Origin of the sequence: Vannielia litorea (assembly GCF_018424695.1) — a bacterium.
In the GTDB taxonomy this organism is placed as follows: Bacteria; Pseudomonadota; Alphaproteobacteria; order Rhodobacterales; family Rhodobacteraceae; genus Vannielia; species Vannielia litorea_A.
Window position 1 is genome coordinate 21396 of sequence record NZ_QTNQ01000035.1, and the last position, 19414, is coordinate 40809.

At 65.6% G+C, this 19414-nt stretch carries 20 protein-coding genes and 1 tRNA gene; 9 read left to right on the forward strand and 12 right to left on the reverse strand.

All coding sequences use genetic code 11. The annotated features are described in order from the left end of the window. Window positions 1–46 precede the first annotated feature (46 nt). Window positions 47–448, forward strand: a complete 402-nt coding sequence (locus DYI42_RS13120) for a tellurite resistance TerB family protein (protein WP_213546463.1) — start codon at window positions 47–49, stop codon at window positions 446–448. A 55-nt stretch (window positions 449–503) separates the two neighbouring features. Here the strand turns inward: DYI42_RS13120 and DYI42_RS13125 are convergent, their stop codons facing one another. The 3 genes from DYI42_RS13125 to DYI42_RS13135 form a co-directional block, all read right to left on the reverse strand. Continuing rightward, a complete protein-coding gene (locus DYI42_RS13125; protein ID WP_213546446.1) occupies window positions 504–1790 on the reverse strand; it encodes a PAS domain-containing protein in 1287 nt (428 codons plus the stop codon). A gap of 91 nt (window positions 1791–1881) precedes the next feature. Beyond that, window positions 1882–3381 carry a D-alanyl-D-alanine carboxypeptidase/D-alanyl-D-alanine endopeptidase gene (gene dacB / locus DYI42_RS13130; protein WP_213546447.1) on the reverse strand — a complete coding sequence of 500 codons (1500 nt, stop codon included), beginning with the start codon at window positions 3379–3381 and terminating at the stop codon, window positions 1882–1884. A gap of 58 nt (window positions 3382–3439) precedes the next feature. Then, window positions 3440–4057 (reverse strand): nicotinate-nucleotide adenylyltransferase, encoded by a 618-nt coding sequence (locus tag DYI42_RS13135; RefSeq protein ID WP_213546448.1) that lies wholly within the window; start codon window positions 4055–4057, stop codon window positions 3440–3442. A gap of 286 nt (window positions 4058–4343) precedes the next feature. Between DYI42_RS13135 and DYI42_RS24490 the strand changes: the two genes are divergently transcribed. From DYI42_RS24490 to DYI42_RS13150, 3 genes are all read left to right on the forward strand, one after another. Next, a complete protein-coding gene (locus DYI42_RS24490; RefSeq protein ID WP_274608816.1) occupies window positions 4344–4469 on the forward strand; it encodes a hypothetical protein in 126 nt (41 codons plus the stop codon). After that, the gene (locus DYI42_RS13145) at window positions 4466–5065 is read left to right on the forward strand and encodes a GNAT family N-acetyltransferase (RefSeq protein WP_213546449.1); all 600 of its coding nucleotides are present in this window, start codon (window positions 4466–4468) and stop codon (window positions 5063–5065) included. The genes DYI42_RS24490 and DYI42_RS13145 overlap by 4 nt, the downstream gene beginning before the upstream one ends. Window positions 5066–5192: 127 nt before the next feature. Continuing rightward, the gene (locus DYI42_RS13150; protein WP_213546450.1) at window positions 5193–5993 is read left to right on the forward strand and encodes a hypothetical protein; all 801 of its coding nucleotides are present in this window, start codon (window positions 5193–5195) and stop codon (window positions 5991–5993) included. 131 nt (window positions 5994–6124) lie between these two features. Here DYI42_RS13150 and DYI42_RS13155 read toward each other — a convergent pair whose 3' ends face one another. Further along, on the reverse strand, window positions 6125–6319 hold the full coding sequence (locus DYI42_RS13155) for a hypothetical protein (protein ID WP_213546451.1): 195 nt from the start codon (window positions 6317–6319) through the stop codon (window positions 6125–6127). 346 nt (window positions 6320–6665) lie between these two features. Between DYI42_RS13155 and ettA the strand changes: the two genes are divergently transcribed. Then, entirely contained in the window at window positions 6666–8321 is a 1656-nt protein-coding gene (ettA, locus tag DYI42_RS13160) for an energy-dependent translational throttle protein EttA (RefSeq protein ID WP_213546452.1), read from the forward strand. 37 nt (window positions 8322–8358) lie between these two features. Then, window positions 8359–9399, forward strand: coding sequence for a sugar-transfer associated ATP-grasp domain-containing protein (locus DYI42_RS13165; RefSeq protein ID WP_213546453.1), 1041 nt, complete (start codon window positions 8359–8361; stop codon window positions 9397–9399). 18 nt (window positions 9400–9417) lie between these two features. Here DYI42_RS13165 and DYI42_RS13170 read toward each other — a convergent pair whose 3' ends face one another. Next, on the reverse strand, window positions 9418–9981 hold the full coding sequence (locus DYI42_RS13170; RefSeq protein ID WP_213546454.1) for an REP-associated tyrosine transposase: 564 nt from the start codon (window positions 9979–9981) through the stop codon (window positions 9418–9420). Between the two features lie 203 nt (window positions 9982–10184). On the opposite strand from DYI42_RS13170, the gene DYI42_RS13175 reads away from it, so the two are divergent. Together DYI42_RS13175 and DYI42_RS13180 are read left to right on the forward strand one after the other, a co-directional pair. Continuing rightward, a complete protein-coding gene (locus DYI42_RS13175; RefSeq protein WP_213546455.1) occupies window positions 10185–10391 on the forward strand; it encodes a cold-shock protein in 207 nt (68 codons plus the stop codon). 119 nt (window positions 10392–10510) lie between these two features. Continuing rightward, a complete protein-coding gene (locus DYI42_RS13180; RefSeq protein WP_213546456.1) occupies window positions 10511–10966 on the forward strand; it encodes a hypothetical protein in 456 nt (151 codons plus the stop codon). An 18-nt stretch (window positions 10967–10984) separates the two neighbouring features. On the opposite strand, the gene DYI42_RS13185 is transcribed toward DYI42_RS13180, so the two are convergent. The 3 genes from DYI42_RS13185 to DYI42_RS13195 are packed head-to-tail and all read right to left on the reverse strand — an operon-like array spanning window position 10985 to window position 13675. Beyond that, complete coding sequence (locus DYI42_RS13185; RefSeq protein WP_213546457.1) at window positions 10985–11188, reverse strand: dodecin family protein; 204 nt, start codon at window positions 11186–11188, stop codon at window positions 10985–10987. Window positions 11189–11229: 41 nt separating this feature from the next. Then, on the reverse strand, window positions 11230–11826 hold the full coding sequence (locus tag DYI42_RS13190) for an SOS response-associated peptidase (protein ID WP_244867901.1): 597 nt from the start codon (window positions 11824–11826) through the stop codon (window positions 11230–11232). Between the two features lie 19 nt (window positions 11827–11845). After that, window positions 11846–13675, reverse strand: coding sequence for an ABC transporter ATP-binding protein (locus DYI42_RS13195; protein WP_213546459.1), 1830 nt, complete (start codon window positions 13673–13675; stop codon window positions 11846–11848). 158 nt (window positions 13676–13833) lie between these two features. On the opposite strand from DYI42_RS13195, the gene puuE reads away from it, so the two are divergent. Next, entirely contained in the window at window positions 13834–15255 is a 1422-nt protein-coding gene (gene puuE, locus DYI42_RS13200; RefSeq protein ID WP_213546460.1) for an allantoinase PuuE, read from the forward strand. Window positions 15256–15347: 92 nt separating this feature from the next. Here the strand turns inward: puuE and DYI42_RS13205 are convergent, their stop codons facing one another. From DYI42_RS13205 to gcvP, 4 genes are all read right to left on the reverse strand, one after another. Next, a complete protein-coding gene (locus tag DYI42_RS13205; protein ID WP_213546461.1) occupies window positions 15348–15605 on the reverse strand; it encodes a hypothetical protein in 258 nt (85 codons plus the stop codon). Window positions 15606–15730: 125 nt separating this feature from the next. Further along, window positions 15731–15806, reverse strand: a tRNA-Ala gene (locus DYI42_RS13210). Window positions 15807–15841: 35 nt separating this feature from the next. Further along, window positions 15842–16282 carry a thioredoxin family protein gene (locus DYI42_RS13215; protein ID WP_213546462.1) on the reverse strand — a complete coding sequence of 147 codons (441 nt, stop codon included), beginning with the start codon at window positions 16280–16282 and terminating at the stop codon, window positions 15842–15844. Between the two features lie 286 nt (window positions 16283–16568). Next, window positions 16569–19403 carry an aminomethyl-transferring glycine dehydrogenase gene (gene gcvP, locus DYI42_RS13220; RefSeq protein ID WP_213546464.1) on the reverse strand — a complete coding sequence of 945 codons (2835 nt, stop codon included), beginning with the start codon at window positions 19401–19403 and terminating at the stop codon, window positions 16569–16571. Between the last annotated feature and the right edge of the window lie 11 nt (window positions 19404–19414).

Sequence of the window (19414 nt, forward strand, 5' to 3'; positions counted from 1 at the left end):
CCCTTAAGCAACAATGAGGCCAGCCGTGAGTGAAGATACCTCCTCGATGACATCGCAGGACTGCCTCGTGGCGGTGATGATTGCGGTTTCGGCCTCAGACGAGGCAATCCGCACGACCGAGCTGCTCACCATCGAGCGCATCGTGAACCACCTGCCCGTTTTCGCCGATTACGACCTTGACCGGGTGCGCGGCGTTTCGGCCACGGTGTTCGACCTGTTCGAGAACGAGGACGGGCTGGATGCGCTCTTCGGGCTCATTCGTGAAGGACTGCCAGAGCGGCTCTACGAAACGGCCTATGCGCTTGCTTGCGACGTGGCTGCCTCGGACGGCAAGCTGCAGGAGGCCGAATTGGCCTTCCTTCAGGAGATGCGCTACGAGCTGAACATCGACAGGCTGCACGGTGCGGCCATAGAGCGCGGTGCGCGCGCCCGTCACCTCACCCTCTGAACTGCAGCAACCGCAAGTGCCATGCCCCCCCGCTCTCCCGGGTGGGGAAGCCAGTTCAGGCGGCGGCTGTCGGTGCGCCGGGGGGTAACTGCACGCCCGCCGTGCCGCCAATCTCCAGTGAGCGGGCCGCGGCGAGTACGGCGCTGGTAATCGAGCCGATCTTTTCGAGCCGGTCTTCCAGCTCGGTCTGAAACTTGTCGAGCCGGTCGATGATCGCCAGCAGGCTGTCGTTATGCTCGGGCAGGCGCGCGCTTTCGATCTTGCACATCATGCGTGTGGTGGAGAGACCGGCAATGAGGCGCTTCATGTCGTTCACGGCACGCCCGAAGGTCTCTGCCTCTCGTTCCACGGTGTGCAGGTAGTCATCGGATAGCTTGCGATAGATCTGCGCCACCTCGTGCAGCAGGGCCCGCTCCTTCTCGCGGTCCATCCCCGCCGACATCTCGCCAGCCTCGGAGCCAAACTGTATGCGCGCCTCTTCCATCACGCGTGCGGTGGCGCTGAGCATCCGGCTGCGGCTGACGGCGTTGCGCAGCACGGCAAAGGCGCTTTCCTCCCCGAGGATGAACTTCTGCACCCAGTCGGAAATCTCCTTGGACATGGAGCCGTAGTTTGAGGAAATCGCCGCAATCGGCCCGCCAGACGCCTCCAGGCGCGACGCAAGGATGCGCATGTTGTGCGGCACTGCCTCGATAGCATTGAAGGTTTCGCAGAGGGCGTTGGTGTGGGCAATTGCATCCCGCACCGCCTGCGCCACCTCGGAAAATCGCTGGCCACGAGCGTTTCGCTCGTGGCCCAGCTTGGTGTCGCGGGCAATCAGCTCGCGCGCCAGGCTGGAGGCCATGAAGTGCTCGTAATCGGTGTATCCGAATTCCTGAAGCCGCTTGACGATTGCATCGGCGCTCTCTGCCGGGCTAAGGCCTTCTTCCTGTTCGAGTTTCAAGACACGGGCATACTCGGATGCGCATGGCTCGAAGAGGTCACTCGACGGCTTGATCCTCACCGATATGTAGCCCCCGTTCGGCATCGGCGAAACGAGGGCATAGACCCAGTAGTATTGGCCATCGGCCGACCGGTTCTTGACGTAACCCGACGCCATGCGCTCGGCCTTAAGCCGTTCCCAGAATAGATGAAAAAAGCCCTTGGGCATGTCGGGGTGCCGGACAATCTTGTGCGGCGCGCCGATGAGCCTTTCCCACGGGTATCCCGACACGCGGCGGAACACCTCGTTGCCAGATTGGATCACCCCGCGATCGTCGGTGCGGGAAAAGAAGATCTCGTCAAACGCAAAGGGCACCTCGCCCGTGGGCGGGCGCAGCGCGTCTTTTTTCGGGTCAGACATCAACTCTCCACCGCTGGAATGGGGCCGCGGGTGCGCCCCGTTGGGCCAGCCTTACGCGAGGAGCGTTTTAGATTGATTAACGGTCTGCGGGTCAGCCCGAATAGAGGGTGCCCCAGCGCTCGATCAGCCGCAGTTGCAGGTTCTTGGCCCGCTTGTTCCATGCCCCCGCCCCTTCCGGGCGCTCGCGCTCTGCACGGCTCAGCCGGTTGCGGCGCGGCTCGTCGGCCATGAACATCGCGAAGGCGAGGTCGGTGCCGTCCGGCGCCTTCACGAAGCCCGCAAGCGCGGACACGAAGTTGAGCGTGCCGGTCTTGGCGACGATTTGCAGCGGGTGCCCCTCCAGCACGGTGCCCGCCTCATTGCGCATCGGGATCGGCTTTAGCAACCCTCGCAGGCCCAGGCGGGGTGCAAGGCCGGTGAGCGCGGCGACCATTTCACGGCAGGAGATTTCAGAGGCGTCGCCAAGGCCCGAGTGATCGACGAAGCGCGCCTTGTTGGTGCCCACGCGGGCCGCCAGCCAACGGCTCATGTCGCGGGCCGAATCCTTGAGGTTGCGCGGCGCGCGTCCGCCCCGGGCCGAGGCTGTCATGCCCACGGCTTCGGCGGTGATGTTCGTGGACCATTTGAGCATGTCGCGCGCCACAACCGACAGGGCGTCGGATTGAACCCGCGCCAGCACCTTGCCATCGGGCCGGCGCGACACGGCATCGCCGAGGTCGAGACGCACACCCTGGGCGGCGGCGAGCGACTGGAAGACCTCGCCTGCATAGGCGCCGGGGTTGCGCACCGGCAGCCAGCGCGAGCCGCCCTTGCCCAGCGCGCCGCTGGCCACTGTCCAGCGATCGACACCGCCACGGCTTTCGTAGGTGTAAACCGGCAGGCTGCGGTTGGCGACATCCATCCGGGCCATCCGCACGATGGGGCGATACCTGTCGGAGCGCGCATCCATCGCCACGGAATAGCCACTGCCCGCGCGCTTCCACTCGAAGTGGACCCGGTTGTAATTGAGGTTCAGCCCCGAAATGCCGGGAGAGTAGCCCACGTGCTCGGGCTGCTCGGGGTCGATGGTGCGCACGCTGGGCAGGGCGCCCTCGAACACGCGCAGCCTGCCGGTGGCGCCGCTCACGCCCGCCTGCCGCAACCCGGCGGCAAGGTCGGCCAGCCGGTTGGTATCGAGCGTCGGGTCACCACCACCTGCCAGCACGATATCGCCCTGCACCACCCCGCCCGAGACGGGGCCGGTGGCGATGATATCGGTGGAAAAGCGGAAGCCCGGGCCGAGCCGCTCCATCGCATAAAGCGCGGTGATCGCCTTGGCGGTTGAGGCGGGCGGCAGCGGCAGCAGCGGGTTGTGCGCCTCCAGCACCTGCCCGGTGCGCGCATCGGCCACCACATAGCCCACCTTGCCGCCCAGCCGCGCGGCCTCGATGAGCGCTTCGGCGGCGGTGGAATGGCGCGCCTGACCGGTGCTGAACGTGGGCTTGACGACAGGCCGCAAAGATCGCTCGGGCGCATCGGCCACGGAACAGGAAGCGGCGGAACTCAGAAGACCGGCCAGCACGAAGCGGCGAGAGAGGGTGGGGGCGCTCATAAAGGCGAAGTAAGCAAAACCCGGGCCGGGGCTCAAGCCTCTGTGCGTCTGCGCGCGATCACTTCTTTGCAGCAGCCTCACCCGCCGCGCGCGCGGCCCGGATCGCGGTGGAGGACTGATGGCTCATCGGGATGTTGATGAAGCACCACGCCGGCGGTGTCGTATGGGGCAAGAGAGGCGCGGCGGCAGCGGGCAGGCGGAAGCGGGCAAAGCGCTCTGCGGTTTTCGACATCCTTGCCGAAAGCCTCTGGCCGGGCCGGGCGATGACACCCACGGGCACCGAGCCCATGATATCCTGCCAACGATCCCAGAGGTGGAACTGGGCAAGGTTGTCGGCCCCCATGAGCCATGTGAAACGCACGCGCGGGTAGAGGCGTTGCAGCCCGGCAAGGGTTTCGGCGGTGTAGCGCGTGCCCAGCCGCGCCTCGATGCCGGTGACGGTGACGCGCGGGTGTTGCACCAGTGCGCGGGCCTCGGCGATACGGGTCTCCAGCGGCGCGGGACCGCGTGCCTTGAGGGGGTTGCCGGGGCTTACGAGCCACCACACGGCATCCAGCCCGAAGCGCTTGAGCGCCTCGCGGGTCACATGCACATGGCCCTCGTGCGCCGGATCAAAGCTGCCGCCCAGAAGGCCCACCGCCTGCCCCGGCGCCGCATATGGAATGTTCCACCTCATCAATGGCTTGTAGCGCGGTGCGGTGCCCCAAAGTCAATTGCTTTCGGCTTGACGGTGGAAATTGCCTGACTAAAGTCAGAAGTCATGCTGACAGACATCGCCCGCATTCGCCGCTTCAACCGCGCCGTCACAACCGAGACCGGCGCGCTCGATGACAGCTTTCTTGGCCGGGGGCGCCCGCTGGCGGTGAGTCGGGCGAGGCGCTTTCGTCCATCGTCAGGGTGCGGACCCACGGTCACCAGCCCTTCGCCCTCCAGCCCGCGCCCGCAGCCTTGGCATGGGCGTGTTGCGGCTCGACACAAACTCGGCCCTGCCCGAAGCGGTAGCGATGTATCGCAACGCAGGCTGGACCGAGATCGACCGGTTCAACGACGACCCTTACCCCGACCATTTCTTCGAGAAGGCGCTTTGAGCAGCCTTTCCATTCGGCCTGCGACGGCGGCAGATGCCGAAGCCATCGCCGCGCTGCACCGGGGCACCCATGCCGAACACGTGGCCATGATCGAGGGTTATGACGCCCGGCCCTGGGACGACGAGATCATCGCCCGCCTGATCGACCCCGGGGCCGAGGCCAGGCCCTTCACGGTGCTGGTGGCCGCCCTGGGCGGGCATTTCGCCGGGCACCTCGCACTCCACCCCATCAAGGCCCTCGTGGAGGGGCAAAGGCTGTTTCACATTTCGGATGTGTCGGTGCGCGCGGGCGATCGTGGCTATGGCGTGGGCCGGGCGCTTGTGAAGGCCGCCGAAGAGGAAGCAACCCGCGAGGGCGCCACCGCGATCATCGCCCAGATCTGGCCGGCCAATACCGCCTCGCAGCAGTTCTTTGCCGCCATGGGCTACAGCTCCAAACCGGATAGCAAGCGCGGCCTCGTCGTGGCCGGCAAGGCCCTCGGCGAGGCCCCTCCCCTCGCGCAGGCGCCAGCCAACCTCGACAGGTTCGCCCTGATCGGCGCCATGGGCCTTCTGGCCTTCATCGGCACCGCGATCCTGCTCGGCTTGCTGACCTGACCGCAATTCGCGGTCTTTGCGCTGCCTTTTCCCGCCCCTTTCACGCTCCTCTCACGGCAGAGCCACACCGACTCATGCTACCATCGCGTGCATTGACCCCTCGCCATTTCACACCGGGAGCCTTCCCATGAACCCGATTGATGCCTTCTCACAGACCCTCAAGATCAACCCCAATGCCGCCAAGCTCATCTCCGCCGGGCTGGGCGTTCTGGCCGCAGCGGCCATTCTCATCAGCTGGGGCAGCAACCTCGACGATCTGCGCCTTGGCGCGATCTATGTGCTGATCTTCGCCTCCATCGTCACACTGCTCGCCTTCATCGCCCGCAACAACCGAATGACCACGGTGCTCTCGTGGATTCTCGTCGCCGCCTTCGGAATGTTCGTTCTCGGGCTGGTCGGCTCGGTGTTCCGCGTCCCCCCGTCGCTGCCGCCAACGCCCTGCTACCTGCGCATCCTCTTCGAGCTGCCCGAAACCTGCGTGCAGAACCTGCGCAACACAGAGAACGACCTGCGCATCGGCAGCGCCGCGCCGGTTCTGGCGCCAAGCGGCGGGCCTGAGACTCTGTGGCGCGCGCAGAAGGGGGTGGTGCCGCAGCCCACCGCGCATGGCGGGGAGATCATCGTGCAATACACGCCCCACATCCCTCAGGTTGAGGCGGTGCGCCTCTCGGAGGCGCTGGCAGACCTGCGCTGGCAGGTGCAGAACCAGGCCACCGGCGGCGAACAGGTCAAGAGCGGCCCGGCCACCAACGAGGTGCGCTACTTCAAGGATGCCGACAGGCAGGCCGCTATCGACCTTGCCCAAACCATCCACGGGCTGCACCCCGACACGCCGATCTACGTGCGCGACTTCACCCGCCTCGGTGCTTTCTCCAAGGACGGGCGGCTGGAGCTGTGGCTGAGCCAGCCGCTCGGCCCCTCCGCCTAGGGTGAGGCCGGGCCCAGCCATTGTTCCGGTGCAGCTCATCGGCCCTTTCAGGCCCTCTTCGCAGCTGCGATGAGCGGCCGCATGCCCCGAAGGATAGCCCCACCCCGACAGTTGCGGGGCGGGGCCCTGCCTTACAGGAAGGTCACCTTCTCCGGTGCCAGAAACGGGGGCGCCTCGGGCGGCAGCCCCAGATCACGGCGCAGATAGGGGGGCACCTCCGCCCTGTCGGCCTCGGGCAGCGGCGGCGCGCTGCGCCAGAGGGTGAAGTTCAGCCGGCTCCAGGCCTGCATCGGCCCGGTGAAGAAGGTTGCAAAGCTGAGGGTCATTGTCGTGCTCTCCTTGGGTCAGGAAAGCCGCGCACCGAAACAGACAGATAACATGAACAGGAAGTGAGACATGAAAAAGGCCGCGCCGGAGTGCGGCCTTCGGGTCATGCGATGATGTGCAATCCGAGCCGCTACTGGGGGGACACCCCGGCGAAATAGGCGGTTCGGATGGTCATCATGGGTCGCTCCTGTTGTCCGAAATTGCTTCGGTGCGGGTTCTGTAGCGGCAAAGCCCCGTCGCGACAACCCGTCGCAGGCCCGGCTCCTGACAAAGTGCCCATTTCCGCCCGATTGCCCTTTTCCGCTGCCTCCCCTAGATGTGCCGCAAGCAGACCCGGAGGATCGCATGGCCAGCTATCAATACGTCTACCACATGGATGGTGTCTCCAAGACCTATCCGGGCGGCAAGAAATGCTTCGAGAACATCCGCCTGAGCTTCCTGCCGGGGGTGAAGATCGGCGTGGTGGGCGTGAACGGCGCGGGTAAGTCCACGCTGATGCGGATCATGGCCGGGATCGACAAGGATTTCACTGGCGAGGCCTGGGCCGCCGAGGGCGCCAAGGTGGGCTACCTGCCGCAGGAACCGCAGCTCGACGAGAGCAAGACCGTCCGCGAGAACGTGATGGAGGGCGTCGCCGCGAAGAAGGGCAAGCTGGACCGTTACAACGAGCTGGCGATGAACTACTCGGACGAGACCGCCGACGAGATGGCCGCCCTGCAAGACGAGATCGACGCGCAGAACCTCTGGGATCTCGACAGCCAGATCGACGTGGCGATGGAGGCCCTGCGCTGCCCGCCCGACGAGGCCATGCCAGAGAACCTTTCGGGCGGTGAACGCCGCCGGGTGGCGCTCTGCAAGCTGCTGCTCGAAGCGCCCGACATGCTGCTGCTCGACGAGCCGACCAACCATCTTGACGCGGAAACCATCGCCTGGCTGCAGCAGCACCTGATCGACTACAAGGGCACCATCCTGATCGTCACCCACGACCGCTACTTCCTGGATGACATCACCGGCTGGATCCTCGAGCTCGACCGGGGCCGGGGCATTCCTTACGAGGGCAACTACTCGGCCTGGCTGGAGCAGAAGGCCAAACGGCTGGAGCAGGAGGCCCGCGAGGACAAGTCGCGCCAGAAGACCCTCGAACGGGAACTGGAATGGATCCGCGCCGGCGCGAAGGCCCGGCAGGCCAAGCAGAAGGCCCGGATCAACGCCTACGAGGATCTCGCCGCGCAATCCGAGCGCGAGAAGATCAGCCGCGCGCAGATCGTCATTCCCAACGGCCCGCGCCTTGGCAGCAAGGTGATTGACGTGGACGGGCTGCAGAAGGCCTATGGCGACAAGCTGCTGATCGAAGGGCTGGAATTTGCCCTGCCGCCGGGCGGCATCGTCGGCGTGATCGGCCCCAACGGTGCCGGTAAGTCCACCCTGTTCCGGATGCTGACCGGGCAGGAACAGCCCGATGAAGGCAGCGTCGAGTACGGCGACACCGTGAAACTGAGCTATGTCGACCAGTCGCGTGATGCCCTCGATGCCAATGCCACCGTCTGGGAGGAAATCTCCGGCGGGGCCGAGGTGATCGAGCTGGGCGACGCCAGCATGAACTCCCGCGCCTACTGCTCGGCCTTCAACTTCAAGGGCGGCGACCAGCAGAAGAAGGTCGGCCTGCTCTCGGGCGGTGAGCGAAACCGGGTCCATATGGCAAAGCTGCTGAAAAGCGGCGGTAACGTGCTGCTGCTCGACGAGCCGACCAACGACCTCGACGTGGAAACCCTGCGGGCGCTGGAAGATGCGCTGGAAGACTTCGCGGGCTGCGCCGTGATCATCTCGCACGACCGCTTCTTCCTCGACCGCCTCTGCACCCACATCCTCGCTTTCGAAGGCGAGGCCCACGTGGAATGGTTCGAGGGCAACTTCGAAGCCTACGAGGAAGACAAGGCCCGCAGGCTGGGGCCGGATGCGCTCGAGCCGAAGCGGGTGAAGTACAAGAAGTTCGTGCGATAGGATGCCGAAGCCCCGGCGCAAACCCGGCCCGTACCGCGTGCTGGGCCGGGACATTTCGGCGATTGACCCGTCTCACAACAAGACGGCCCGCGCGGCCTATCAGGCAATCATAGGGGCCGATCCGTCCCGGGCGCTCGACGGGGCAACACGGCGCCGGATCGCGGAGTATGCCCGTGCAGAGCTGGGCCACATCGCCTATGCGCCCTGGCTCGAAACCTATGCGGCCCTGCGCGGCACCTTTGTTGAAGGGTGCCTGCCCGACAACTACGTGCTCCGCCACGTCGTGCCCTACAGCATGAGCACCTACGGGATCGTCACCGGCCCGACCCTTGCGCGCCGCATCTTGCCTGCCGCCCCCATTCCTGACCTCGCCTACCAGATCGCCGGGCAGTTCTACGGGCTCTCGATGGAGCGGATTAAGCCGGAGGATCTGGCCGACGTGATCTTCGCCGAGATCTCCGTGGTGTACGTCAAGCAGAAGGGCGGCCTGCAGGGGAAAGGCGTGCAGCGGCTGAAGCGCGACGACTTCAGCCTGGACAAGCTGCCCCACCGCGACTTCGTGATCCAGGGCGAGGTGCAACTCGACCCGGAGTTTGCCGCGCTGTCAGCGGGAGGCACCAGCACCCTGCGCATCACCACCGTTCATCCCGGAACGAGACCGGCCCAGGCGGTATCTGTTGGCATACGGCTGGGGCGCAGCGGAGATTCACACATCCGAACGGCCTCGGCCCTGAAGGTGATCCTCGACATCGAGGCGGAGGAACTTGCGCCGGTCGGGTGCATGCCGGACTGGAGCGCAACCACGCACCACCCCGACAGCGGGTTGCGCTTTGAAGGGCAGAAGGTGCCCGGCGTGCGCCGCGCTGCCGAAGAGATGGCCCGCCTGCATGACCAGCTGCCCCACATCCGCCTCATCGGCTGGGACGTTGGCATTGCGCCGGACGGGACGCCGTGGGTGTATGAAGTCAACATGGCCCATGTTGGGGTGACCTTCCCCGAAGCCTTTGTAGGACCGCTGTTCAAACAGTTCGGCTGGCACCGCCTGCACCTGATGGACGATGGCGAGGTGTTTCGCTGACGGTGTGCCCGAGGCTGCCTATGCGGCTTTTTCGCCTCGTCGCAACATCATGCCATCGCCCAGCCAACCAGCGCGCACCTTCCCCGCCCGGACTTCGCGGTGATAAGAACTTGCCGCCCAGTCTTCCGGGCGGGCAGCCAACCCGTGTCTGACAGGATCTGCCCAGCAGAAATGGATAAGGTGATCGACATCATCGTCGTCAGTGCAAACGTGCTGGCGCAGCCCCTTCTTCCAGATCCCCGCCCTGCCCTTCGGGAACAACCCGCGCTGCCCCTCAGCGTCGGCGGTTGGCCAAGGCGGCACAAGTCCCGCCCGGCGGGCATCGCGGGTGAAACGGGCTTTTATGTTGCCCCAGCGCTGGGCTGCGTTCGGATCATCCTCGGGGAAGCGCAGCACGGCGTGCAGGTGATCCGGCAGGACGACGAAGGCGAGGATGTCGAAGGGGCGGTAGCTTTTGACGTGGCGCACGGCGTCCCGCAGCACCGCGAGGCCGTCGATCAGCAGGCTGGAGCCGCGCTCGGCGAGGCGGACGGTGAAGAAGACGGGGGCCGTGGCGGGCAGGGGGCGGGTTTCACGTGGCATGACCCGAGACTGCCAAAGCGCGGTTAACTGCTGGTAAATACACACAACCCTTGCCCGAATCCGTGCAACCTGCGATACCAGCGACGCGACCGCTACCGCTATTCGATCCACTGTCTCCCTTCCAAAAGGCGTCACGACCGATCTGCTACCGACGCCAGGCCGCCGCACTTCCGCGGGCGGTAATACGACTAGGAGACACCGGAATGCCCAACGGCACCGTGAAATGGTTCAACCCCACCAAAGGCTTCGGCTTCATCGCGCCCGACGAGGGCGGCAAGGACGTGTTCGTGCACATCTCCGCCGTCGAGCGTGCTGGCCTCACCGGCCTGAAGGACGATCAGAAGATCTCCTTCGACCTCGAATCCGGCCGTGACGGCCGCCAGAGCGCGACCAACCTCGAACTGCTCTGAGCCACCGGCTTCATGACAAATCCGGAAGGGCGCCCCTCGGGGTGCCCTTTTTTCTTTGGCGACCCGGGCCCTGCTGCTAACTTGCGTGCATTCATTTTGAAAGCACAAGGAATTGCACCATGACCACCCAAGGAGGGTTTTCCATCGCAGTCTCCGGCGACGGCATCATGCTGGGGATGTTCATCACCGACGGGCTGCAACGCTGGGGCGAGGAGGTGACGATGTATGACCATACCGCCGCCGTGAAGGCGTTTCGCGAGGGCGAGGCGAAGCTGGGCGAGAGCGGCTATGGCGACAAGGGTTCGCAGGAGTTGGCCAAGAAGATTCGCGCGCATGATGCCAACCCGCCGAAGATCGACATCCAGGTAAAGTTCGCCAGCTTCGGCGAAACCGAGATCTGCATCGTTAGCGGCAACGGCAAGCAGCGGGTGGTGCGGCTCGACAAGTCCAAGCAGGATTGGCAGAAGCTGGAGCACGCGCTGGAAGAATGCTTCAAGGCGGTGGACGAGATCCGTGGCACCAAGCCGATGCGCCCGCGCTTCATCCAGCGCCCGAAGGCAGCGCCCGTGTCATAGCCTCCAGCGCCTTAGGGATCAGTCGTCGAGCACGAAGGTGACCATGAGACCGACGCGATATTCAGAGATCTTGCCGCCATCGACGGTCACCTTCATGTCCTTGACCCAAGCACCCTGAACGTTCTTTAGGGTCTCCGAGGCACGGGCAATGCCCTTCTCGGTGGCATCGTCAAAAGAGGTGGGCGACGAAGCGATAATTTCGGTGACGCGTGCAACAGACATGGCTCTCTCCCTTGTTTGCGATGGGACAGAGCTAGCCCGGTTCAGGCCCCGTTCCAGTCGACCCCTTCCGCGTGAGCGATCGAAAGCCGGCCATCCGGCCAGGGGTGGCAGAGGTTTGCGGCCTCCATCTCGTTGCCGAGGCACCATGCTGCCCACTCATGCGGCGCGAGGATCACGCCCATGCGGTGATGGATCTGGGCGACATCACCGTTGGGTTCGCAGGTGACCGTGGCGACCTGTGCCAGCTCTGCAGCGTTCGGGGCCTTCCAAGTGTCCCAGATCGCGGCGAATCCGAGCAGCCCGCCATCCTTGGGCGCGATCCGCCAGGGCTGCTTGCGGCGGGCCTTGCCTGTCCACTCATACCAACCGTCACAGGGCACCACGCCGCGCCGCACCCCCTCGAACGCCGACTTGGCGAAGACGGTTTCGGAGCGGGCATTCACGATGGTATCCATCACCGGGCGGCCCCGCGCGTTGACCCGGCCGACCGGAATCATCCCCCAGCGCATGAGCCGCAGCGCTGCGCCATCCCACACCACCATCTCTTGCCCCGGTGCGATGTTGGCCCTCGGCCCCTGCCCCTCCGGCATGGGTGCCCCGAAGGCTGCGGCCACCTCCTCCGCCGGGCGGGTCAGCAAGAGCCGCCCCGGCACCGGCCTAGTCCAGCGGTTTGAGCACGAAGTGGCCCGGTGCCACCTCGTCATAGACAGAGGGCGCGGGCTCGTGCCCCACGGGGAAGACCGGCGATGGGATCGGCTTGAAGTTCAGCTCCCGCTCGCTCTTGCGCTGGCGTGGGTCGGCCACCGGCACGGCCTTCATCAGGTCGCGGGTATAGGGGTGCTGCGGGTCTTCGAAGATGGCGGAGCGGGGGCCGATCTCGACGATGCGGCCCAGATACATCACCCCGACCTGATGGCTCACGCGCTCGACAACGGCCATGTCATGGCTAATGAAGAGAAGGCTGATCCCCAGCTCGGCCTGAAGCTCGATCAGCAGGTTCAGCACCTGCGCCTGAATGCTTACATCAAGTGCCGACACCGCCTCGTCGGCGATGATGAGCTTGGGGTTGAGCGCCAGCGCCCGGGCGATCGCCACCCGCTGGCGCTGGCCGCCCGACATCTCATGTGGAAAGCGGCGCAGGAAGCTGCGGGGCAGTTCCACCCTGTCGAAGAGTGCGGCGACGCGGTCCTGCACCTCAGAGCCCTTTGCCAGACCGTAGTTGTGGATCGGCTCGGCCACCTGATCCATGAGCCGCATCTGCGGGTTCAGCGAGGCGAAGGGATCCTGAAACACCATCTGCATGTCGGCCCGGGCCCGGCGCAGCTCACGCTGGTTCATCGCGATCACATCCTTGCCGCCAAGGCGCACCTCGCCTGACTGCGGCTCCACGAGCCGCAGGATCGAACGCCCGCAGGACGACTTGCCGCACCCGGATTCGCCCACCAGAGACAGGGTTTCGGAGGTTTTCAGGTCGAAAGACACATCCTCAACCGCGTGGACATAGGCCTGGGTGCGCCGCAGAAGCCCGCCCTTAACCGGGAAGCGCGTGGTCAGGTGCTTCACCTCAAGCAGCACCTTGCGCTCGGAGGCAGGCACAACCGGATGCGCCTCGATCTCGCGCCCGAGGATCTTCAGCGGCTCCGGCTCGGACTTGCCGCGCATCTCACCCAGCTTGGGCACAGCGGAGAGCAGCGCCTGCGTATAGGGATGCTGGGGGGCCTCGAAGATCTGTTCGACGGGCCCCTCCTCGACCTTGTTGCCCTTGAGCATGACAACCACGCGGTCGGCCACCTGGGCCACCACGGCCATATCATGGGTGATGAAGAGCACCGCTGCGCCTGTTTCGCGCTTCAGCCGGTCGATCAGGGCGAGGATCTCGGCCTGGATCGTCACGTCAAGCGCGGTGGTGGGCTCGTCAGCGATGAGCAGGCGCGGCTCGCAGGCCAGCGCCATGGCGATCACCACGCGCTGACGCATCCCGCCCGAGAGCTCGTGCGGATATTGCTTGAGCCGCCGCTCCGGCTCGGGGATGCGCACGCGCTTCAGAAGCTCCAGCGCATGCTCGGATGCGGCCTTGCGGCTCATGTTCTTGTGCACGCGCAGCCCCTCGGTGAGCTGGCGCTCGATTGTGAACACCGGGTTGAGCGCGCTCATCGGCTCTTGGAAGATCATCGCGATCTCGTTGCCGCGTATGTCGCGCATAAGGCTGTTCTCGGCTTCGGAAACGTCGAGCGCTTCGCCGGTTTCACGGCGGAACTTCAATTCACCGTTGGCGATCCGGCCGCCACCGAACTCCACCAGCCGCATCAGGCTGAGCGAGGAGATGGATTTGCCCGAGCCGCTTTCGCCCACAACGCAGAGGGTTTCGCCCGGGTCGATGTGGAACGAGACGTCCTCGACGCCCACCACCAGCCCGTCGTTGGTATCGAACTCCACGCGCAGGTGGCTGACATCCACCAGTGGCTGCTTTTCGGTTTCGTCGAGCATGATCTGTCCCCTGTTTGGGTCAACTCTATGCCATGGCGCGCAATTCTCAATGCCCCGCGCAGCCGCCGTGGCGGCAGGTGCTTGCCATTCCCCGGGCAGGGGTAAAAACTTGGGCGGAGAGGCCGCGCGATTGGGCCGGAAAAGGATTGGAGAGCCAGATGGACCGTTACGACCGCGACATGCGAGGCTATGGCCCCCGCCCGCCCAACGCAGCATGGCCGAACGGCGCCAAGGTCGCGGTGCAGTTCGTGCTGAACTACGAGGAAGGCGGCGAGAACAACATCCTGCATGGCGACGAGGCCTCGGAGGCCTTTCTGAGCGACGTGATCGGCGCGGTGCCTTGGCCGAACCAGCGGCACTGGAACATCGAATCGATGTATGAATACGGCGCCCGCGCGGGCTTCTGGCGGCTGCACCGGCTGTTCACGGCGATGAAGATTCCGCTGACCGTTTATGGCGTGGCCACGGCGCTGGCCCGCTCGCCCGATCAGGTGGCCGCCATGCGCGAGGCTCGGTGGGAGATTGCCAGCCACGGCTACAAGTGGATTGATTACAAGGACTTCTACGAAGCCGAGGAGAAGGAGCACCTCGAAAAGGCGATTGCCCTGCACCGCGAGGTGGTGGGCGCGAGGCCGCGCGGGCTCTATGTGGGGCGCTGCTCGGAAAACACCGTGCAGATCGCAACCGAACTGGGCGGTTTTGCATATTTGTCAGATAGTTACGCCGACGACCTGCCCTATTGGGTGCATATCTCCGGCAAGGACCAGCTGATCATCCCCTACACGCTTGAGGCCAATGATATGCGCTTCACCACCGCCTCGGGCTTTGGTGATGGAGAGCAGTTCGAGCGCTACCTGAAGGACACCTTCGATGTGCTCCATGCCGAGGGTGCGGCGGGGGCGCCGAAGATGATGAACATCGGCCTGCACTGCCGTCTCGCTGGCCGCCCCGGACGCCTGATGGCGCTGAAACGCTTTATCGACCACGCGATGGCAAAGGACGGCGTGTGGTTTGCACGCCGGATCGACATTGCCCGGCACTGGACGATGACCCACCCACCCAAGAAGATGTCGGCCCGCCCGAGCCAAATGGACCTGACCACCTTCACCAACCGCTTCGGTTCGATCTTCGAGCATTCTCAATGGGTTGCGGAACGTGCCCACAAGCTCGAACTCGGCCCGGCGCATGACACGCCGGAGGGTATTCACAACGCGATGGCGCGGGTCTTCCGTCGCGCCAGCGAGGATGAGCGGCTCGGCGTTCTGCGTGCGCACCCCGACCTCGGGGATGCGATCACCAAGGCCGACCGGCTGACCGAGCATTCCAACGCCGAACAGCAGGGCGCGGGCCTGACCGCGCTGACCGACGAAGAGCGCCGCGAATTGACGGACCTCAATGAGCGTTACGTGGCGAAGAACGGCTTCCCGTTCATCATCGCGGTGAAAGACCACGACAAGACGGGCATCATCCGCAAATTCCATGAACGAATGAATAACAGCAAGGGCGAGGAGATGGCCGAGGCCTGCTATCAGGTCGAGCGGATCGCCCTGCACCGGCTGTACGGGATGGATTGGACCTGAGCCCAACCCGCTGGCAAGGCGCGCAAAACAAGCGGCCGGGCAACGGTGCTGCCACACCGGCCCGGCCTCCCCTCGCACCTCTCGCGCACCGCTCAAAGACGGGTGGGACACCCTTTTTTGGCCCGGGGCTGGCCGATGTGATGGGGGTTGATGATGAGATACCAATGCACCGGCTCGCCGGGGGCCTGCGCCTTGGAATAGGAGCAGCCCGCGGGGGTGGTGTACCACTGGCCCTGATAGCCTGCCGGGGGGCGCGGGTTGGACTTGGCCTTGCCGAAGGCCGAGGCGCTGCCGGAGAAGGCGAGGGCGGCGGCAACGGCGAGGGCTGCGATCTTGGCGGGACTCTTCATGCAAGCGGCTCCGATGGCTGGTTCTGCGTTGCCACCGGGTATGGCCCGCAACCGCGATGAAGAGCGGGCGAGAATGCGGCATCAATGCGCCGCTGCGCTAAGGTTTAAAGGGAATCGGAGAGTTTTGGTGGAGCCGATCGGGATCGAACCGACGACCTCGTCATTGCGAACGACGCGCTCTCCCAACTGAGCTACGGCCCCACTGGCGCGGTATTTGGGATATGCCGCCCGGCGTGTCAAGCCGGGGCGTGCTGGCGGGCGAAGGCGGTGATGTCGGCGGCGGGGCGGGCACCGGCGAGACGGGCGACCTCGCGACCGCCGGAAAAGAGGATCAGCGCGGGTATGCCGCGGATGGCGTAGGCGCCCGAGGCCTCGGGAAAATCCTGCGTGTTCACCTTGGCCAGCCGGGCGCTGCCCGCAAGCGCCTGCGCGGCCTTCTCGAACTCCGGGGCCATCATCCGGCAGGGGCCACACCAGGGTGCCCAGAAATCGACCAGCAGCGGCAAAGTATCAGTTTTCACGGCCTTCTTCAGCCCTGCCGGGTCCAGTGCGAAGGGTTTTGCCGGGGCCAGCCGCGCGCCACAGGTTCCGCATTTGGGGCCTGCGCTGAGCTTGTCGGCGGGCAGGCGGTTTCCGGCGGCGCAGGACGGGCAGGTGAGGGTGTGGGGGCTGGGCATCTTGGGGCCTCGCTACATATTCGCTGGAGTGAATATATTACTGACAAAGGTCCGTTCAAGGGGGTGCGCACGGTGGTGCAAGACAGAGGCATTAACCCTGGCAAGCAGGGGGGCACAACCCGTGCACCTGCGATGCACATCCTATGCACATGTCATTCGACATAAGGGACATTAATCAATGGACCGTGCGCAGCACCTCTTCGGCCCTTCGGTCCTCATCGCAGCTGCGAGGAGAGGCCGAAGGGCCCGAGGAGCTGCCCGTTGCGCGGTGGGCGGAATGCTCCCCCTACTCGGCGGCTTCAGCGTAGCTCTCGACCGGCGGGCAGGTGCAGATGAGGTTGCGGTCGCCCGACACGTTGTCGACCCGGCCGATGGGCGGCCAGTACTTGTCGACCCGGAAGCTGCCCGGCGGGAAGCAGCCCTGCTCGCGGGGATAGGGCCGCTCCCACTCCGCCACGAGGTCGTTCACCGTGTGGGGCGCGTGCTTGAGCGGGTTATCATCGGCGGGCATGTCGCCCGCCTCGACCGCCGCGATTTCGTCACGGATGGCGAGCATCGCGGTGATGAAACGGTCGAGCTCGGCCTTGGTTTCGCTCTCGGTCGGCTCCACCATCAACGTGCCCGCGACCGGCCAGCTCATGGTGGGGGCGTGGAAGCCGCAATCCATCAGCCGCTTGGCGATGTCGTCGACGGTCACGCCCGCTTCGGCGAAGGGGCGGGTGTCGAGGATGCACTCGTGCGCCACTCGATTGTTGCGGCCCTTGAAGAGCACATCGTAGGCCCCGTTCAGGCGGGCGGCGATGTAGTTGGCCGAGAGGATGGCGACCTTGGTGGCCTGCGTGAGGCCTGCGCCGCCCATCAGCAGGCAGTAGGCGTAGCTGATCGGAAGGATCGAGGCGGAGCCGAAGGGCGCGGCGGAGACCGGGCCGGTGGTGCCGCCGGTTTCGGGGTGGCCGGGGAGGTAGGGCGCGAGGTGCGATTTGACGCCGATGGGCCCCATGCCAGGGCCGCCGCCGCCGTGGGGGATGCAGAAGGTCTTGTGCAGGTTCAGGTGCGAGACGTCGGAGCCGATCTCGCCGGGCTTCACCAGCCCGACCATGGCGTTGAGGTTCGCCCCGTCGAGATAGACCTGCCCGCCGTGCTTATGGGTGATCTCGCAGACCTCGCGCACGGTATCCTCGAAGACGCCGTGGGTGGAGGGATAGGTGATCATCACGGCCGCCAGCTTGTCGCCGGCCGCTTCGGCCTTGGCGGTGAAATCCTCAAGGTCGATGTCGCCGTTCTCTGCGGATTTGACGACCACCACCTTCATGCCCGCCATCTGGGCGGAGGCCGGGTTGGTGCCGTGGGCGGAAGTGGGGATGAGGCAGATGTCACGATCCTCGCCATTGGCCTCGTGGTAGGCGGCGATGGTCAGCAGGCCCGCGTATTCGCCCTGCGCGCCGGAGTTGGGCTGGAGCGACATGGCGTCATAGCCGGTGATCTTGCAGAGGCGCTCGGAGAGGCTTGAGAGCATTTCTGTGTAGCCTGCGGCCTGCTCCTTGGGCGCGAAGGGGTGCATGGCGGCGAAGGCGGGCCAGCTGATCGGGTCCATCTCCACCGCGGCGTTGAGCTTCATGGTGCAGGAGCCGAGCGGGATCATCGCACGGTCGAGCGCGAGGTCACGGTCGGCGAGGCGGCGCATGTAGCGCATCATCTCGGCCTCGGCCCGGTTCATCTGGAAGATCGGGTGGGTGAGGTAGTCTGACGTGCGCAGGAGGTCTTCGGGCAGCGCGGGGGTGCCGCCCTTGGCGGTTTCGCTGAGGCCGAAGGCGCGCCAGACGGCCTCGATTATGTCGGCGCGCACGGTTTCATCGGTTGAAATGCCGATGCGGCCCTCGGGCAGCTTGCGCAGGTTGATGCCCTCGGTCTCGGCGGCGCGCAGGATGGCGCCCTGCAATGGGCCCGCCTCGACCACAATGGTGTCGAAGGGGTTTTCGGGTGTCACTTTGAAGCCCGCGTCGCGCAGGCCGGACGCGATTTCGGCGCAGGAGAGGTGCACCCGCTCGGCGATGGCGCGCAGGCCCTTGGGGCCGTGGAACACCGCATAGAAGCTGGCCATGACGGCTAGCAGCGCCTGCGCGGTGCAGACGTTGGAGGTGGCCTTCTCGCGGCGGATGTGCTGCTCGCGGGTCTGGAGCGACAGGCGGTAGGCCTGATTGCCGCGTGCATCGACAGAGACGCCGACGATCCGCCCCGGCATCTGGCGTTTGAAGGCGTCGCGGCAGGACATGAAGGCGGCGTGGGGGCCGCCGTAGCCCAAGGGCACGCCGAAGCGCTGGGCAGAGCCGACGGCGATGTCGGCCCCCATCTCGCCGGGGGCTTTTAGCAGGGTCAGCGCCAGCAGGTCGGCGGCGATGACGGAGACGGCCTTGGCCTCGGCGAGCGCGGCGCATTCGGCAGAGAAGTCGCGCAAGCCGCCGGTGGTGCCGGGGTATTGGAACAGCGCACCGAAAACCTCTTCAGGCTTCAGATCATCGGGCGCGCCGACCACCACGTCGATATCGAGCGGTTTGGCGCGGGTTTGCACCACGGCGATGGTCTGGGGGTGGCAGTTTTCATCGACGAAGAAGGCGGTGGCCTTCGACTTCGCCACCCGCTGGGCCATCACCATGGCCTCCGCCGCCGCCGTGCCCTCATCGAGCAGGGAGGCGTTGGCGACTTCCAGCCCGGTGAGGTCGCTCACCATGGTCTGGAAGTTCAGCAGTGCCTCCAGCCGCCCTTGCGCGATTTCGGGCTGGTAGGGGGTGTAGGCGGTGTACCAGGCAGGGTTTTCAAGGATGTTCCGCTGGATCGCGGGGGGCGTGATGGTGCCGTAGTAGCCCTGCCCGATGAGGTTGGTCATCACCCGGTTCTTGCCCGCGATCTGGCGCATCTTCACCAGCAGGTCGCCTTCGGTCATCGGCTCCCAGGGCAGTGGCTCGGACTGGCGCAGGCGCTTGGGCACGGTCTGTTCGATCAGCTCGTCGAGGGTGGAGACCCCGAGCACCTCCAGCATCTCGGCCATTTCCTCGGGCGAGGGGCCGATGTGGCGGCGGTTGGCGAAGTCATAGGGATCGTAGGCGGTGGGGGTGAAGGGCATGGGGGCCTCTG

Excerpts from the sequence above, each read along its gene's own strand:
- DYI42_RS13120 (WP_213546463.1), top strand. The coding sequence starts at position 47 with ATGACATCGCAGGACTGCCTCGTGGCGGTGATGATTGCGGTTTCGGCC.
- DYI42_RS13125 (WP_213546446.1), bottom strand. The coding sequence starts at position 1,790 with ATGTCTGACCCGAAAAAAGACGCGCTGCGCCCGCCCACGGGCGAGGTG.
- dacB (WP_213546447.1), bottom strand. The coding sequence starts at position 3,381 with ATGAGCGCCCCCACCCTCTCTCGCCGCTTCGTGCTGGCCGGTCTTCTG.
- DYI42_RS13135 (WP_213546448.1), bottom strand. The coding sequence starts at position 4,057 with ATGAGGTGGAACATTCCATATGCGGCGCCGGGGCAGGCGGTGGGCCTT.
- DYI42_RS13150 (WP_213546450.1), top strand. The coding sequence starts at position 5,193 with ATGAACCCGATTGATGCCTTCTCACAGACCCTCAAGATCAACCCCAAT.
- DYI42_RS13155 (WP_213546451.1), bottom strand. The coding sequence starts at position 6,319 with ATGACCCTCAGCTTTGCAACCTTCTTCACCGGGCCGATGCAGGCCTGG.
- ettA (WP_213546452.1), top strand. The coding sequence starts at position 6,666 with ATGGCCAGCTATCAATACGTCTACCACATGGATGGTGTCTCCAAGACC.
- DYI42_RS13170 (WP_213546454.1), bottom strand. The coding sequence starts at position 9,981 with ATGCCACGTGAAACCCGCCCCCTGCCCGCCACGGCCCCCGTCTTCTTC.
- DYI42_RS13175 (WP_213546455.1), top strand. The coding sequence starts at position 10,185 with ATGCCCAACGGCACCGTGAAATGGTTCAACCCCACCAAAGGCTTCGGC.
- DYI42_RS13180 (WP_213546456.1), top strand. The coding sequence starts at position 10,511 with ATGACCACCCAAGGAGGGTTTTCCATCGCAGTCTCCGGCGACGGCATC.
- DYI42_RS13185 (WP_213546457.1), bottom strand. The coding sequence starts at position 11,188 with ATGTCTGTTGCACGCGTCACCGAAATTATCGCTTCGTCGCCCACCTCT.
- DYI42_RS13195 (WP_213546459.1), bottom strand. The coding sequence starts at position 13,675 with ATGCTCGACGAAACCGAAAAGCAGCCACTGGTGGATGTCAGCCACCTG.
- puuE (WP_213546460.1), top strand. The coding sequence starts at position 13,834 with ATGGACCGTTACGACCGCGACATGCGAGGCTATGGCCCCCGCCCGCCC.
- DYI42_RS13205 (WP_213546461.1), bottom strand. The coding sequence starts at position 15,605 with ATGAAGAGTCCCGCCAAGATCGCAGCCCTCGCCGTTGCCGCCGCCCTC.
- DYI42_RS13215 (WP_213546462.1), bottom strand. The coding sequence starts at position 16,282 with ATGCCCAGCCCCCACACCCTCACCTGCCCGTCCTGCGCCGCCGGAAAC.
- gcvP (WP_213546464.1), bottom strand. The coding sequence starts at position 19,403 with ATGCCCTTCACCCCCACCGCCTACGATCCCTATGACTTCGCCAACCGC.